Origin of the sequence: Arthrobacter sp. TS-15 (assembly GCF_006964045.1) — a bacterium.
Classification (GTDB): Bacteria; Actinomycetota; Actinomycetes; order Actinomycetales; family Micrococcaceae; genus Arthrobacter.
In genome coordinates this window covers 82,282-97,749 of the sequence record NZ_SDXQ01000048.1, presented here as the reverse complement: position 1 = coordinate 97,749, position 15,468 = coordinate 82,282, and the positions used below count along the sequence as shown (strand labels likewise).

The 15,468-nt window shown below is 62.8% G+C and carries 14 protein-coding genes; 6 read left to right on the top strand and 8 right to left on the bottom strand.

Features of this window, described 5'->3' with window-relative positions:
- Positions 1–15: 15 nt before the first annotated feature.
- The 3 genes from EU811_RS19330 to EU811_RS19320 all read right to left on the bottom strand — a co-directional run bounded on the left by EU811_RS19330 (position 16) and on the right by EU811_RS19320 (position 4,714).
- Positions 16–1,392: a Gfo/Idh/MocA family protein gene (locus EU811_RS19330; RefSeq protein ID WP_142939925.1), complete on the bottom strand. Its 1,377-nt coding sequence runs from the start codon at positions 1,390–1,392 to the stop codon at positions 16–18.
- The gene (locus EU811_RS19325) at positions 1,389–3,485 is read right to left on the bottom strand and encodes a hypothetical protein (RefSeq protein ID WP_446698066.1); all 2,097 of its coding nucleotides are present in this window, start codon (positions 3,483–3,485) and stop codon (positions 1,389–1,391) included. Before EU811_RS19325 ends, EU811_RS19330 begins: the two co-directional genes overlap by 4 nt.
- Before the next feature lie 446 nt (positions 3,486–3,931).
- Positions 3,932–4,714 carry a family 43 glycosylhydrolase gene (locus EU811_RS19320; protein WP_238703463.1) on the bottom strand — a complete coding sequence of 261 codons (783 nt, stop codon included), beginning with the start codon at positions 4,712–4,714 and terminating at the stop codon, positions 3,932–3,934.
- A gap of 112 nt (positions 4,715–4,826) precedes the next feature.
- On the opposite strand from EU811_RS19320, the gene EU811_RS19315 reads away from it, so the two are divergent.
- The gene (locus tag EU811_RS19315) at positions 4,827–6,128 is read left to right on the top strand and encodes an ABC transporter substrate-binding protein (protein ID WP_142939923.1); all 1,302 of its coding nucleotides are present in this window, start codon (positions 4,827–4,829) and stop codon (positions 6,126–6,128) included.
- 81 nt (positions 6,129–6,209) lie between these two features.
- Here EU811_RS19315 and EU811_RS19310 read toward each other — a convergent pair whose 3' ends face one another.
- From EU811_RS19310 to sdhC, 5 genes are all read right to left on the bottom strand, one after another.
- Positions 6,210–6,986, bottom strand: a complete 777-nt coding sequence (locus EU811_RS19310; protein WP_142939922.1) for an alpha/beta hydrolase family protein — start codon at positions 6,984–6,986, stop codon at positions 6,210–6,212.
- A 147-nt stretch (positions 6,987–7,133) separates the two neighbouring features.
- Positions 7,134–7,916 carry a succinate dehydrogenase iron-sulfur subunit gene (locus EU811_RS19305; protein ID WP_142939921.1) on the bottom strand — a complete coding sequence of 261 codons (783 nt, stop codon included), beginning with the start codon at positions 7,914–7,916 and terminating at the stop codon, positions 7,134–7,136.
- Complete coding sequence (sdhA, locus tag EU811_RS19300; RefSeq protein ID WP_142939920.1) at positions 7,916–9,715, bottom strand: succinate dehydrogenase flavoprotein subunit; 1,800 nt, start codon at positions 9,713–9,715, stop codon at positions 7,916–7,918. Before sdhA ends, EU811_RS19305 begins: the two co-directional genes overlap by 1 nt.
- A 100-nt stretch (positions 9,716–9,815) precedes the next feature.
- On the bottom strand, positions 9,816–10,292 hold the full coding sequence (locus EU811_RS19295) for a succinate dehydrogenase hydrophobic membrane anchor subunit (protein WP_142939919.1): 477 nt from the start codon (positions 10,290–10,292) through the stop codon (positions 9,816–9,818).
- A gap of 3 nt (positions 10,293–10,295) precedes the next feature.
- Positions 10,296–10,676 (bottom strand): succinate dehydrogenase, cytochrome b556 subunit, encoded by a 381-nt coding sequence (sdhC, locus tag EU811_RS19290; RefSeq protein ID WP_011773978.1) that lies wholly within the window; start codon positions 10,674–10,676, stop codon positions 10,296–10,298.
- A 254-nt stretch (positions 10,677–10,930) separates the two neighbouring features.
- Here sdhC and EU811_RS19285 point away from each other — a divergent pair, with 254 nt between their 5' ends.
- The 5 genes from EU811_RS19285 (at position 10,931) to EU811_RS19265 (ending at position 15,440) form a co-directional block, all read left to right on the top strand.
- On the top strand, positions 10,931–12,064 hold the full coding sequence (locus tag EU811_RS19285; RefSeq protein WP_142939918.1) for a mannose-1-phosphate guanylyltransferase: 1,134 nt from the start codon (positions 10,931–10,933) through the stop codon (positions 12,062–12,064).
- A gap of 110 nt (positions 12,065–12,174) precedes the next feature.
- Positions 12,175–13,380, top strand: a complete 1,206-nt coding sequence (locus tag EU811_RS19280; protein WP_142939917.1) for an amidohydrolase — start codon at positions 12,175–12,177, stop codon at positions 13,378–13,380.
- A 123-nt stretch (positions 13,381–13,503) separates the two neighbouring features.
- Positions 13,504–13,938: a MarR family winged helix-turn-helix transcriptional regulator gene (locus tag EU811_RS19275; protein WP_142939916.1), complete on the top strand. Its 435-nt coding sequence runs from the start codon at positions 13,504–13,506 to the stop codon at positions 13,936–13,938.
- Between the two features lie 54 nt (positions 13,939–13,992).
- Positions 13,993–14,424 carry an organic hydroperoxide resistance protein gene (locus tag EU811_RS19270; RefSeq protein ID WP_142939915.1) on the top strand — a complete coding sequence of 144 codons (432 nt, stop codon included), beginning with the start codon at positions 13,993–13,995 and terminating at the stop codon, positions 14,422–14,424.
- The gene (locus EU811_RS19265) at positions 14,421–15,440 is read left to right on the top strand and encodes an NADP-dependent oxidoreductase (protein WP_142939914.1); all 1,020 of its coding nucleotides are present in this window, start codon (positions 14,421–14,423) and stop codon (positions 15,438–15,440) included. Before EU811_RS19270 ends, EU811_RS19265 begins: the two co-directional genes overlap by 4 nt.
- The last annotated feature ends 28 nt before the right edge of the window (positions 15,441–15,468 follow it).

Here is a 15,468-nt window from a genome sequence, read left to right as displayed (position 1 = left end):
CGGGCCTTCCTGGTGTCAGGAGTCGTGAAGGGCGGGCTGGTCGATGGGGAAGCCCAACTCGCTGATGCGTGTCACCTCGCCGGTGGCAATGGACGCGTTGGCTGCGATCCCGACCGCGATGCTCCGCAATCCGTCCAGGTAACCGGCGCGGCGTGAAAGCTTTTCTTCGCCGGCGAGGGATCCATGCGTGCCCGGAGTCACCCCACCACGGAAGACGTCGTCGAGCAGTTTCAGGTCGCCGCCACCGTGTCCGCCCACGCCTTCGGGAATGGGAATCTCCACGGGCCGTTCAAAGTGCTTCTGCAGGAGCAGCCTGCTGGATCGCGGGCGCAGCGAGTCCCGTGCCGCCCCGTCAGCTGTCCCATCGTCTTGCGCGCTCGGGTCCACCGTTTGGTCCGCTCCCCGGGCACGGTGGGGCTTTTCCACCACGTCCAGTTCCAACCGGCCACGTGTTCCGTTGATGGCCACCCGATACCCCTCCCACGGCGCGTGTGCGTGCAGCGTGTAGGCCAGGCTGGCCCCGCTCCGGTAGCCCACCAGGACACTCATGTTGTCCTCTATGGTGACCCCGGGGGCAAACACGTCCTGGTTGCGGCGGTAGCCATCCACGTGCTCGGCATCCTTGAACAACTGCCGCATCCTGGGGTCGTTGCCAAGATCGAGGTCGAATCGTCCGTCGCGTGCTCCCGGGGAGGAAGCGCCGGCGTTGCCTTCCCCGTAGAACCGCAGCCCTCCCACAGCAAAAACTGTCTCCGGCACGCCGGATGTCCACCAGTTGACCAAGTCAAAATGGTGGGTGGCTTTATGGACCAGGAGGCCGCCGGACTTCTCTTTCTCCCGGTGCCAGCGCCGGAAATAATCCGCGCCGTGTCCGGTGTCCAGAAGCCACTCGAAATGGACTGAGGTCACGCTGCCGATTTCGCCGGCGTCGATCAGTTGGCGGACCAGGGTGTTCCTCGGTGAGTATCTGTAATTGAAAGTGACGGTGACATTGGCGGACGAGGCTGCGGCGGCCTCGGCGATCGCCGCGGCGTTCTGCGCATTGACGGTCAGGGGCTTCTCCACCACGACGTCCATGCCCAGCTTCAGCGCAGCCATCACGTACTCGTGGTGCGTGAAGTCCGGGGTGGTGATCACCACCGCGTCGGCACCCGTCTCGTCCCTCGTGCGCTCCAACTCTGTGGGTGCATACGACGACGGCAGGGCGGCTCCTGGCCGGAACTGGCCAAAGAGGCGGTCGTAGTAAGCCATCCGTACCGGGTTGGAATCGACCCACGCCACCGGAGTGCCGACGTCGGAATGGCTTCCCAGCAGTGCCCTGACGTACATTTCGGAGCGGCTGCCCGTCCCGATAATGGCGTAGCGGCGAGGAGATTCTGCAGTGTGGCTCATGGCGCCTGCACCAGCCCTTCCCACGCCACGGTCCAGTCGGCCGGAAAGCCGGGTGCGTGGCGGTCCGGTCCGTTGTCCCAGCCTGATGCCATGAGGGCCACCGCTGAGAGCAGACCGCCGTTGCCGGGGAGGTACAGGGGCAACGAGTTGGTCTGGCGGTTGTGCCCGTTGGCAAGGACTGTGTTCTTGCCGGCGCTCAGCAGCAGGGCATCCACCGCGGTTTCCGGGTCTTGGAGCCGTGCTGCGGTCATGGCCATCACGGGGTAGTCCCAGCCCCAGGTGCTGCCCCAGTCCCAATCGGCCAGAACACCGGCCAAGGTGGCGCGCATGATCTCCGGATCGATGATGTCGGTCAGGGGGAGAACGCCGAGGGCACACAGCATGGAGGGGTGGTCAGTGCGGATGGTGAAAGGCTCCACGTCGATTGCTGCGTAGACCCCATCCACCACACGGGGCGGCACCATGCCCTCTGCCACCTCGGACCACTCCGCCACAGGTTCGAGCCCGAGGCGTTCCCGCCAGGTCGCTGCCGTTCGCAGGCCCCATTGCCAATAGGCAAGCTCAAAGGTGGGGTTGGTGACCTTGGCGCGAATTGACCCGTAGCTTTCTTGGGCGGGAATCAAGGGTGGCCCCAGTTCGAAACCGCGGGAGGTGGGGTGCGCGAACGAGGCCATGAAGGCTGCTGACTCGAACACGATTTCCGCGAATTCCGCCAGGACTTCGCGGCTGGGGTTGGCCCGGTACACCAGTTCGGCCATGTGGATGGGGTGCGGCTGCTGCCAGATCAGGAAGGTCCCGATGGGGCTGGGGCTCTCCCGCCCGTCCGGTCCCACCTGCTTGGGCCAGCGAACGCCGTCGAATCCCTGCGCTTTGGCAGTTTGACGGGAGGTTTCCAGCACGCTGGAGTACCAGCGCAATGAGGGCAGTAGCAGCTCCACCCGGTTCCAGTGGGCAAAGTGCGCCCCATGCCACCAGTGCATCTCCAGATGGAAGCGGCCTCGCCATGAATTGCACACGAGCCCGGTTTCCTGGGGTGGCAACGAGCCCGAGCAATTGACCGCCGTGAGGTACTGGGAGAGCACAATTCGGCGTTCCAGCTCCTTGGCGCGGGGGTCGTCCGTGGCGTCCAGTTCGACCGCCCCGCCTGAGGTCCAGAATGCGGGCCAGTAGGTCCCGGCGGCCGTGATCACGGACTGCGCGGTGGAACGTTCGACGCCGTCAGTGGCCGCTGCCTGTCCACTCACCTGGTCCGCGTGGCTGGCAGGCTTGGTGGTTCCGCGGGGGATGCAGTCGCCGTCGCCGGCAGGGTGGAAGGCGACGGTGAAGTCCAGCACCCCTGCAGGACCGGCATCACACGTGGCGCCGGGAACTATGCGCAGCCGGTGTTCCTCTGGCTGTTCCACCTCCAGGCCCTGCCCGGTAACCACCACCTGGTACCGGGAGTCGTCCAGCGAGCGGTGCGCCTGCCAGGACGTTGTTCCGGGAGATGTTGTGGTGGTGGAGGGCCCGGTGAGGGTGGTGGTGTGGGCTTCTGGACGGTTCCAATCCGCCGCGTCATGCCAGGCTTCGGATCCGTAGGGAAAGCCGATGCTGACACTTAAGCCGGCGCCAACCGCCGTCGACTCGATACGGAAGCCTAGCTCATCACGGTAGGGGTGGCACGCCGTCGTCACTGTGACCTGGTGCCCGGCAAGGACGAAACGGCTGGTGACCGTTCCAGTCCAGAGGTCCAGTGTCTGCGCGGTTCCGGAGATGTCTGCCGCGGTGAGGGGGCGGTCAGTTCCCTCTTCGGTCCAACGGAAGCCGATGCGTCCCAGATCAAGTCGGTGTGCGTTGGCCCGCAGCCAAGTTTCGGCCCGGGAGGTACCGGTTTCCCTGTCGTTGACGATTCCGCCCACCATGTCCACATAGGGGACTGGGCCGCGCGGTGAATCGTAGAGGACCGTAGAGCCGGCCAGATCGTAGGGCTGGGGCGGTGGAACGGAATGCCAGCCCCATTGCGACTGCGTTCCCAGGAGTGTTCCCGGTGGCAGTTCGTCGCGCGCACCCACAGGGTACTCGGCGGGCAGCGACTGCAGCCCGGTGAGGTCCATGGTGAACGCGAACTCGCCATTGCCAACGGACACCGGACTGCGCGGGTCCAACTGGTGCTGGCGGACGTTGTGCCGTTGGACCAGCGCTTTGCGGTCGATGGCGGGGGATTGCGGACTCTTGCTGTGGCTGTGCACTCTGCACGCCCTCCTGATGCTGTCTGCTTTGACTGCTGCTGGGGACAATCCGGTCAAATGGTGTCCGGTGCAGGTCTCCGTCAGCGGTCAGCCGACATGAGAAACCGTTTTCCGAAACGATTCAATCCTTGTCGTGGTGTACGTGGCTGTCAACCCCCCCCACATGGCGGAGTCCGGGATGTCCTGCTCTCAAGGGGCCAGGGTCACCGTGTCCTCACGCTCGATCAGCCGAAAGAAGGATGCGCGCTCATGGGGGCTTTTGTTGGGCTGATGGAGGGTTAGGAAGAGGCTGCCATCCAAGTGCCGTCCGATCATTCCGTGGCCGCCGTCAGTGCCCCACAGTGGTTCGGCTTCCTGGGCCCACGGGCCAAGCACGGTTCCTGATTCACTGCGGGCGATGCCCATGGAATAGCCATGGTCGCCAAAACTGGACCACAGCATGATGAGGTTTCCGCTAGCGAGGCGGAACAGGAAGGGCCCATCGGTGACGTAGACGGGGAACTCGCGGTCACTGGCGGAGGGGGCGTCCAGCGCACGCGACCACGGTGCCTCCGAGGCGCTGAAGAGGAAGACCGGCACGCCCGCGGCCGTGCGAAGGTCCGGGCTGAGCCGCTGAGCCGCTGGGCCAGCATGGCGCCGTCGTGCACCTGCTTCCACTCATGGCAGAAAACCATCCAGGGGTTTCCTTCCGCGTCCACGTGGAGGGTGCCGTCCAGGCATTGCCAATGGGCTGGAGTGACGGGGCCATCGCTCCACGGCGTGTAGGGTCCTTCCGGTTTTTCGGCGGAGAGTATCTGCGTTCCACGAAGGCGTCCCGGGGCAGTGAAGGTGGCAAACAGGTAAAAGCGGCCATGGTACTCGTGGACCTCGGGTGCCCAGTACTGCTCCTGGCTCCAGAAGTCGGCGGCGGGGCGGAAGGCTTCGATGGGGCCCTCCCAGTTCAACAAATCAGTGCTGCGGTAGCAGTCGAATCCGGTGGCCTGTCCGGACCAGATGTTCTTATCAGTGCTGCCGAAGAGGAGGTATTGCCCTGAGTCCGCTTGGGTGAGGACAAACGGGTCGCGGATCTGGATGTCGTCCAGGCGTGGGGACATGGCGTACTCCTTGGGGCTACGAAATAGTTCATGGTCAAAACTATTGACGGTTACTATGACCCTTGATACGTTTCAGGAACCGTTTTCTCATGATTTGAAAGAAGCTTACCCAATGGCGCGTAAATCTCTCCGTCGTATGCGAAAGTCCATAGCTATCCTGGCCACCGTCGGCATGCTCGGCATGACTGTGGCCTGCTCGGGTCCCTCCTCCAACCAGTCCGAAGACGGCCCTGTGGAGATCCGGTTCTCCTGGTGGGGCAACGCCACCCGGGCCGAACTGACCAACAAGGCCATCAAGGAATTCGAGGCCGCCAACCCCAACATCAAGGTCAAGCCGGAATACGGTGATATTGGCGGCTACTTCGACAAACTGGCCACCCAAGTGGCTGCCAACGATGCTCCCGACGTCATCACCATGGGTGGTGCGTACCCTGCCGAATACGCCAACCGTGGCGCACTCCTGGATCTGTCTACGGTGGAGGGCGCACTGGACCTCTCCAAAATGGACCAGGGAGCGCTGGAAAACGGGCAGGTCCAAGGCAAGCAGTACGGTGTGTCCACGGGGGCCAATGCATTGGCGATCGTTGTAAACCCAGCAGTGTTCCAGGCCGCCGGTGTTGCCCTTCCCGATGACAGCACCTGGTCATGGGACGACTTCGCCCGGACCGCCGCGGACATCACGGCAAAAAGCCCCAATGGCACCTATGGGACAGCCACCGTCCTCACGCACGACTCCCTGGATGCCTTCGCCCGACAACGCGGCAAGTCCTTGTACACCCAGGACGGTCAGCTGGGGCTGGACAAGGACACCGTCAAGGAATATTTCGACTTCTCGCTGAGGCTCAGTGAATCAGGCGCAGCCCCCAGCGCCTCCGAGACAGTTGAGAAGCTCAATGTCAGCACTGAACAAACCCTCATGGGTATGGGGCAGGCGGGCATGATGCTCACGTGGACCAACTCCCTGACGGCCCTCAGCAAAGCTTCCGGGGCCGAGCTGAAGCTGCTTAAGCTTCCCGGTGAAAAACCGACCCCCGGCATCTGGCTGCAGTCCTCGCAGTTCTACACGATCTCAGCCCGCAGCAGGCACACGGAGGCCGCCGCCAAGCTGGTCAGCTTCATGGTGAACAACGAGGCCGCGGCCAAGATCATCCAGAGTGACCGTGGCGTACCCAGCAACGCCGGAATGCGCATGGCGATCCAGGATCTGCTGACACCGCAGGGAAAGGTTGAAGCTGCCTACATTGACCAGATCGGCAAGATGGACTTCGCTCCCACCTTCATTGGTCCTACGGGTTCCACCGCCGTATCGGAGATCACGGCCCGCATCAATACCGAAGTTCTCTTCAAGCGGCTTTCCCCGGAAAAGGCTGCCGACCAATGGCTCAGCGAGAGCAAGGCAGCCATCGGCAAGTAGCACCCAACTCAGTCGCAGCAGAGCGCGTTTTGAGGGCTCAGAACGCGCTCTGCTGCTACCTACTTGGGCGGGTACGGGCCTTTAGTTGGAGTCGCGGACTTCCATGTAGGGGTCTGCCCACGCACCGATGATGCGCGCTACCCGTGCTGCCTGGCCCCTACCGGTCAGGAGGTGCTCGCTTCCCTCGAGGGAGATGAAACTCCGGGGATGGCGGGCAGTCTGGAAAATTTCGCTGGCGTTATCGATCCCCACGGTGTTGTCAGTGGGGGAGTGCATCACCATCAAGGGCTTGTGCAGGGTGCGGATGCAGTCACGCAGGTCAGCGCGTTCCACGTCCTCCACAAAGTGGCGCCGAACCTCCATGGGGCGTCCACCAAGGTCCACCACGGCGCTGCCATCCCGGAGGATGTCCTCGATCTCGGTGTCGAACATGTGCTCCACATGCTTGGGTTCGTAGGGCGCGGCAACCGTCACCACGGCATTGAGTCCGGGAATGTCGCGCGCTGCGGCCAATACAGCGGCACCCCCGAATGAGTGGCCCACCAGCAAAGAAATGCCCCGGCCCTGCTCCTGCATGAACCCGGCAGCGAGGATGGTGTCGGCCACCTTGACGCTGAAGGATCCAGCCGACCACTCACCGGCAGAGCCACCCAGCCCCAGGTTGTCAAAGCGAAGCATGCCGATTCCCTGGTCCGCCAGGCCCTTGCAGATGCGCGATGCTGCAGGGCTGTCCTTGCCAAGGGTCAGGCCATGCGAGTACAAGCCCCAGCCGCGGACAGGACCTTCCGGGACGTCGATGATGCCGGCCAGGGTGTCGCCGGTGCTTCCCGTGAAGCTGATCTTCTCAGAGCGTGACACGCTGGTCTCCTTGTCTTGCCAGCACCGGTTGCGGTGGTGGATGGGCGTCTGTGGACTGGTACGGCACTGGATTAACGACGACGGCGCCACTCACCATCAGTGGTGAGCGGCGCCGTCGTCGTGCTGTTCTTGAAAGAAACTGCTGAACTAGATCTTGCGGGCCAGGATGGCCTGCTTGACCTCGGCGATTGCCTGGGTTACCTGGATGCCGCGGGGGCATGCTTCCGAGCAGTTGAAGGTGGTGCGGCAACGCCACACGCCTTCTTTGTCGTTCAGGATCTCAAGGCGCATGTCGCCAGCGTCATCGCGCGAATCAAAGATGAAGCGGTGGGCGTTGACGATCGCGGCCGGACCAAAGTACTGGCCGTCGGTCCAGAAGACCGGGCAGGACGAGGTGCAGGCAGCGCAAAGGATGCACTTGGTGGTGTCATCAAAGCGCTCACGGTCCTCAACGGACTGCAGACGTTCCTTGGTGGGCTCGTGGCCCTTGTTGATCAGGAACGGCATGACTTCGCGGAAGGACTGGAAGAAGGGTTCCATGTCCACGATCAGGTCCTTCTCCACGGGGAGGCCCTTGATCGGCTCGACGGTGATGGGCTTGGAGGTGTCCAGGTCCTTCAGCAGCGTCTTGCAGGCGAGGCGGTTGCGGCCATTGATGCGCATGGCATCCGAGCCACACACGCCGTGGGCGCAGGAACGGCGGAAGGAAACGCTGCCGTCAATCTCCCACTTGACCTTGTGGAGGGCATCCAACACGCGGTCCGTGCCGTACATGGTCAGCTTGTAATCATCCCAGCGTGCCTCTTCCGAGATTTCGGGATCGTAGCGACGCACGCGGAGCGTGATGTGGAATGTGGGGATTTCACCGTCGCCGGCAACGCTTGCCGGGAGCTCGATCTTGGAAGCGGGCTCTGCCATTTCGGTGGTCATTAGTACTTACGCTCCATCGGCTCGTAACGGGTAAAGATCACGGGCTTCGTCTCAAGACGGATGCCCGCAACAGATTCCGCCGAGGAGTCGACGGTGACGGAAGTGTCCAGGTAAGCCATGGAGTGCTTCATGAACTTTTCGTCATTGCGGTCCGGGAAGTCCTCGCGGTAGTGGCCACCACGTGACTCTTCACGGTGCAGTGCACCAACGGTCATGACCTTGGCCATGTCCAGGAGGAAGCCCAGCTCCACTGCTTCCAGGAGATCCAGGTTGAAGCGCTTGCCCTTGTCCTGAACCGTGACGTGCTTGTACCGCTCTTCGAAGGAAGCGATGTCGCGGAGGACCTGCTCCAGGGATTCCTTGGTGCGGAACACCTGCATGTTGGCGTCCATGGTGTCCTGCAGTTCCTTGCGGATCTGCGCCACACGCTCGGTGCCGTTGCCTTCCAGCAAGCCGCTGAGGATGCCACGGGTCATTGCCTCGGGGTCCTCGGGGAGCTCAACAAAGTCAGCTGTCTTGGAGTACTCCGCAGCGGCGATACCGGCGCGCTTACCGAAGACGTTGATGTCCAGGAGCGAGTTGGTGCCGAGGCGGTTGGAACCGTGTACGGAGACACAAGCAACTTCACCGGCTGCGTAGAGGCCCGGGACGATGGTGTCGTTGTCCTGGAGCACCTCAGTGGTGATGTTGGTGGGGATGCCGCCCATGGCGTAGTGCGCGGTGGGGAACACGGGGACGGGATCCGTGAACGGTTCCACACCAAGGTAGGTGCGGGCGAACTCCGTAATGTCCGGAAGTTTGGCCTCGATGTGGGCAGGCTCAAGGTGCGTCAGGTCCAGGAGGACGTAGTCCTTGTTAGGGCCACAACCGCGGCCTTCACGCACTTCGTTGGCCATGGCGCGGGCCACGATGTCACGGGGTGCAAGGTCCTTGATGGTGGGGGCGTAGCGCTCCATGAAGCGCTCACCCTCGGAGTTACGCAGGATGGCACCTTCACCACGTGCACCCTCGGTCAGGAGGATGCCCAGGCCGGCAAGGCCGGTCGGGTGGAACTGGAAGAACTCCATGTCTTCCAGGGGGATACCGCGGCGGAACGCAATGCCCATGCCGTCGCCCGTGAGGGTGTGGGCGTTGGACGTGGTCTTGAAGACCTTGCCGGCGCCGCCGGAGGCGAACACTACGGACTTGGCCTGGAAGACGTGCAGTTCACCGGAGGCGAGGTCATAGGAGACAACGCCGGCAACACGCTTCTGCTTGTACGGGGTACCGTCTTCGCGCACTGCGTCTTCTTCGACGATCAGCAGGTCAAGGACGTAGTACTCGTTGTAGAACTCAACGTTGTGCTTGACGCAGTTTTGGTACAGCGTCTGGAGGATCATGTGACCGGTACGGTCAGCTGCGTAACATGCACGGCGGACAGGAGCCTTGCCGTGGTCACGGGTGTGGCCACCGAAGCGGCGCTGGTCAATCCGGCCCTCGGGCGTGCGGTTGAACGGAAGGCCCATCTTTTCCAGGTCCAACACGGCGTCAATGGCTTCCTTCGCCATGACCTCGGCGGCATCCTGGTCAACCAGGTAGTCGCCACCCTTGATGGTGTCAAAGGTGTGCCACTCCCAGTTGTCCTCTTCGACGTTGGCCAGTGCTGCGCACATTCCACCCTGGGCTGCACCTGTGTGCGAGCGGGTGGGATAGAGCTTGGTCAGTACCGCGGTGCGTGCTCGCTGACCGGATTCGATCGCGGCGCGCATGCCGGCGCCACCTGCACCGACAATGACGACGTCGTACTTATGGACCTGCATACCAGATGCTCTCTCTTTCAAAAATTCAGATGGTCGGCGGAGGCTGCTCCGCTACGTCAGGCGAACCGGTTCACTCGGGGGAGTAACCCGGAAGGCGCCGCTACGGGGCCGGGCAGAAACCGCCAGGCAACTGAACGCCGTCGACGACGGGGCACGGGTTGAAGGTGAAGATCACCAGCGTGCCAAGGATGATGATGACCAAGGTTGCCGCGTAAAGGACCATCTTCAGCCAGAAGCGCGTGGAATCCTTCTCGGCGTAGTCGTTGATGATGGTGCGGACACCGTTGGTGCCGTGCAGCATGGCAAGCCACAGCATGGCCAGGTCCCAGAACTGCCAGAAAGGATCGGCCCACTTGCCGGCTACGAAACCGAAGTCGATTGCATGGATGCCCTCGCCTACCAGCAGGTTCACGAACAGGTGGCCGAAGATCAGCACCACCAGGACGATGCCGGAGAGGCGCATGAAGAGCCAGGCGATCATTTCGAAGTTGCCACGGCTGGTGCCGGTGCGGTTGTACTTCGGTGCGATCTTGCCGCTCCCGATTTTTCCACTGCGTGGGGATTCGATGGTTGTCATGGCTTAGTGGCCTCCCAGCGCGAGGGAAAGGTGGCGGATAGCGAAGCCTGCGAACGTGACAAGCCACAGTGCAAGCACGACCCACAGCAGCTGGCGCTGGTACTTCGCGCCCTTCTTCCAGAAGTCGATGGCAATCACACGCAGGCCGTTGAAGGCGTGGAAGATGATCGCGGCGACCAGGCCCGTTTCACCCAGGGCCATGAGGGGGTTCTTGTAGGCGCCAATGACGGCGGTGTAGGCCTCAGGGGACACGCGCACCAATGAGGTGTCCAGCACATGGACCAACAAGAAGAAAAAGATCACTACACCTGTAATGCGGTGTCCAACCCAGGACCACATGCCTTCACGGCCGCGGTACAAGGTGCCAGCTGGTTTTGTCGGCACTGATTAAACCTTCCTGCAACACAGCGGCGCTGGCATGGGATCCACGCGGGGGGAACGCCTGCTGCGAGAGCACTCGTAGCTCACGCCTAAATCTAGGCTTCGCTAACAGCATATTCAATTTAGGACGGGCTTCTCTCCTTGTTAATTCCATGTTTCCTGCCGATATTCAGGCGATTTTTGGGAACTGGCTGAGACGAACGCCACACGTGTGTCCTGCTGCAGGGCTTCCCGCCGGCACAGGATAAAGTGTTGCGGTGAGTACAGAAGACGCGAAATACCCGGAATCGCCATTGAACCGCTTCCATGCGGTTATTCCGGCGGGCGGTGTGGGGACCCGGCTATGGCCACTCTCGCGTGCCGCTGCGCCCAAGTTCCTCCACGATCTGACCGGTTCCGGCAGCACGTTGTTGAGGGCTACCTATGACCGCCTGGAACCGCTGGCCGGTGAACGGGTCCTTGTTGTTACCGGTGAGGCGCACCGCGCCGCCGTGTGCCGCCAACTCCCCGAAATAGGTGACGACGAACTGGTGCTGGAGAGCGAGCCCAAGGACTCCGGCGCTGCAATCGGCCTTGCCGCCGCCATCCTTTACCGCCGCGATCCTGACACCATCATGGGTTCGTTCGCTGCAGACCAGGTCATCAGCCCGGACGATCTCTTCCTGGAGACCGTGCGCGAGGCAATCTTTACCGCGGCCACTGGCAAGATTGTCACCATCGGCATCAAGCCCACCCACCCCTCTACCGGATTCGGTTACATCCGCTCCGGTGCGGCCCTGAACGTGGAAGGCGCCCCGAACGCGCTTGCTGTTGCGGAGTTCGTGGAAAAGCCCAGCCAGGAAGTGGCCAACAAATACGTCGAGGCAGGGGACTACGTCTGGAACGCGGGCATGTTCGTTGCCCCCGTGGCGCTTATGCTCCGGCACCTTGAGGCCAATCAGCCTGAACTGTTCAAGGGCCTTCAGGAAATCGCTGAGGCCTGGGATACGCCGCAGCGCGCCGAAGTGACCTCGCGCGTGTGGCCAACACTGCCGAAAATCGCCATTGACTACGCCGTGGCGGAGCCAGCAGCGGAAGCCGGCGATGTCGCCGTCGTGCCTGGTACTTTCCGATGGGACGACGTTGGCGACTTCGCCGCGATCGGCCGCCTTAACAACGCAGGCGACGTCGACGAAGTGACGGTGCTGGGTGAGGGGGCCCGTGTGTTCGCCGAGAACGCCAGCGGCGTGGTGGTCTCCGATACCAAGCGCGTTATTGCCTTGATCGGCATCAAGGACGTGGTCATTGTGGACACGCCGGACGCGCTCCTTGTCACCACCAAGGAACACGCGCAACTGGTCAAGGGCACTGTTGACGCCCTGAAGGCCAGCGGCGATACGGACGTGCTGTAGTACATCTGCTTATACCGTGAGCCACCTCTTTGGTTGTCCTGCGTCTGAACGCAGCGTAACCAAGAGGTGGCTTTCGTTCTTCAGGTGCCGCGCATGGCTAGAGTTGTGACGTGCGCAATTACACCACTGAAACCGAGCCCGCTCCCGTTGTGAGTCCTTGGGTTGATGAACTGCTCCCCGGACTGATCGAGTTCAGGAGGGACCTCCACGCGCACCCGGAGTTGTCCTTCAAGGAATTCCGCACCACGGACAAGCTCGTGGAGCGGCTGGAAGCAGCCGGGCTGAAGCCGCGGCGTCTGGATGAGACCGGACTGACGGTTGACGTGGGTGAGGGCCCCATTGCCACTGCCCTTCGCGGGGACATCGACGCATTGCCGATCATTGAGGAAACCGGCCTGCCCTTCGCGTCGAAGAACCATGGCGTTACGCATGCGTGCGGGCATGACGTCCACACCACCGCCATGCTGGGCATCGCCTTGACGCTGCAGCGGATGCACAAGAACAACCCGCTGGGTGGCACGGTCCGGATCATCTTCCAGCCGGCCGAGGAAACCATGCCGGGCGGCGCCCTGTCCTGCATTGAGCAGGGTGTGCTTGAGGGCGTGCCGCGCATCCTTGCGCTGCACTGCGATCCGAGGATTAATGTGGGGCAGATCGGCACCCGCATTGGTGCCATCACTTCGGCCTCGGACACCATCAAAATTGAGCTTTCCGGCCGCGGCGGCCACACATCACGGCCGCATCTGACCGAGGACCTTGTGTTCGCGTTGGCCCAGATTGCGGTCAATGTGCCGGCAGTGCTTTCCCGCCGGGTGGATGTCCGCAGCGGTGTGTCGGTGGTGTGGGGCCAAATTTCCGCTGGTTCCGCGCCGAATGCCATACCGGGCTCCGGCTATATGGCCGGGACCATGCGCTGCCTGGACCGTGATGCCTGGCATAGCGCGGGGAAGTTGCTGGACGACGTGGTCCGGCAGGTTGCCGCGCCCTACGGCGTTGATGTGCACCTGGAACACACCCGCGGTGTGCCGCCCGTGGTGAACTCTGAGCATGAGACCGCCCTCATTGAAGCCTCTGCCCGCGCTGAGCTGGGTGAGAACGCAGTGGTCCTCACGCCGCAGTCCATGGGTGGCGAGGACTTCGCCTGGTTCCTTGCCGACATTCCGGGTGCCATGATGCGCCTGGGCACGCACACTCCTGGCGGCGAAGAGTACGACCTCCACCGCGGTGACTTCATTGTTGACGAGCGCGCCCTCGGATACGCCATCCGCGTCCTGACCGCCGCCGCCCTCCGCACCATCCGCGACCTCGAGCAGTAAACCCAACTAAGTCCGCAGTTAAGCGCGTTTTGACCCCTCAAAACGCGCTTAACTGCGACTCGGTTGGGTGCTTTTGGATGGGATGAGTTGTGCACAATTAAATTGTGCACTATCGTTTTAGTCATGAGTGATGCACCCCGCCTCCGCCACCAGGTCTGCTTTGCGCTGTACTCGGCGTCCAAAGCGGCGACGGCGGTCTACCGCCCCGTGTTGGAGGACCTCGGCCTGACCTACCCGCAGTACTTGGTGATGCTGGTGCTCTGGGAGCAGGAGCCACGGAGTGTCCGTGAGCTTGGTGCGGAACTGGGCTTGGATTCCGGAACGTTGTCCCCCCTGCTCAAGCGCCTGGAGGCCATGGGATTGGTGGAACGCCACCGCTCGGCCGAGGATGAGCGCCGGGTGGATGTAGTCCTGACCGACGCAGGCACCGCCTTGAGCGCCAACGCCCAGGCTGTACCCCAGCGCCTCGCTGACGCTGCCGGCCTCTCGGCCGAGGAAATCGGGCAGCTGCACGCCACGCTCGGCAAGCTCACGGCAGCGCTGAACAGCTCACTCTGAACAGACCTCCCGGAAAATCCCGGGACATCCCTTCCCTAAGAGAACGGAAACACCATGAAGACTCTCTACACTGCTGAGGCACTGGCCTCCGGCGAAGGCCGCGACGGCAACGCCCGCACCAATGATGGCAAGCTGGATGTCGCACTTGCCAGCCCCAAGGAGCTCGGCGGAAACGGCGAAGGCACCAATCCGGAGCAGCTCTTCGCCGCCGGTTACGCAGCCTGCTTCCACTCCGCTTTGCGGTTGGTAGGGCGCAAGGAGCGCGTTGACCTGACCGATTCGGCCGTCGCCGCCAGGATTCACATCGGCCCGCTGACCGACAGCGAAGGCTTCGGCCTCGCTGCCGAACTGGAAATCGCCCTGCCTGCCCTGGACCGCGAGACGGCTGAGCAACTCATGCACAAAGCGCACCAGGTGTGCCCTTACTCCAACGCCACCCGCGGCAACATGGCCGTAGACCTCAAGCTCGTGGAGTTCGCAGCATGAGCGCCGTTTCCATGCCCGTAGAGACCCGCGAAATCCAGCTGGCTTCCCGCCCCAAGGGCCGCCCGGTGGCAGATAACTTCCGGCTCACCCAGGCCCAGCTGCCTGAGCTCGGCGACGGACAGATCCTGGTCAAGAACCAATTCATGTCCGTTGACCCCTACATGCGTGGGCGCATGAACGACGTCAAGTCGTACTCGGCTCCGTTCCAGATCGATGCAGCGCTCGACGGCGGTGCGGTGGGCGAGGTGATCGCGTCCCGTTCGGACGCGCACAAGGTGGGTGACGTCGTCGTGCATTCACTCGGATGGCGCGAGCACGCAGTAGTGGATGCCGCAGCCACCACCCCGGTCCCCAGTGGGCTTGCTCCCACCTCCGCGTTCCTTGGCGCCTTGGGCATGACCGGCCTCACTGCCTACTCCGGTCTGCTCAAAGTGGCGGAGTTCAAGGAAGGCGAAGTTGTGTTCGTCTCCGGCGCCGCAGGTGCCGTGGGTTCCATGGTGGGCCAGATTGCCAAGGCCATGGGCGCTTCCAGGGTCATCGGCAGTGCCGGATCGCCGGAAAAGGTTGCCCGCCTGCTGGAGCTCGGCTTCGACGCCGCCTTCAACTACAACGATGGTCCGGTCCTTGACCAGCTGCGTGAAGCAGCAGGGGAGCGCGGGATCGACGTGTACTTCGACAACGTTGGTGGCGAGCACCTTGAGGCTGCGTTGGCAACCTTGACTGTGGGCGGGCGCATTGCCATGTGCGGTGCGATCGCACAGTACAACTCCACCGAGCCTCCCGCAGCTCCCCGCAACCTCATGCAGGCAATCGGCAAGCAGCTGACCATGCGCGGATTCCTGGTGGGCGGCCAGCGTCAGCACGCTGCCGAGTTCGCCCAGAAGATGGCCGGCTGGTTGGCCGATGGCTCAGTGAGCTATGACGAGACGATCGTTGACGGTCTGGAGAATGCGCCGCAGGCATTCATGGACCTTCTGGACGGTGCCAACACCGGCAAGATGCTGGTCCGGCTCTAATTTAGAGCCCAGCGCCACGTGACTTGCG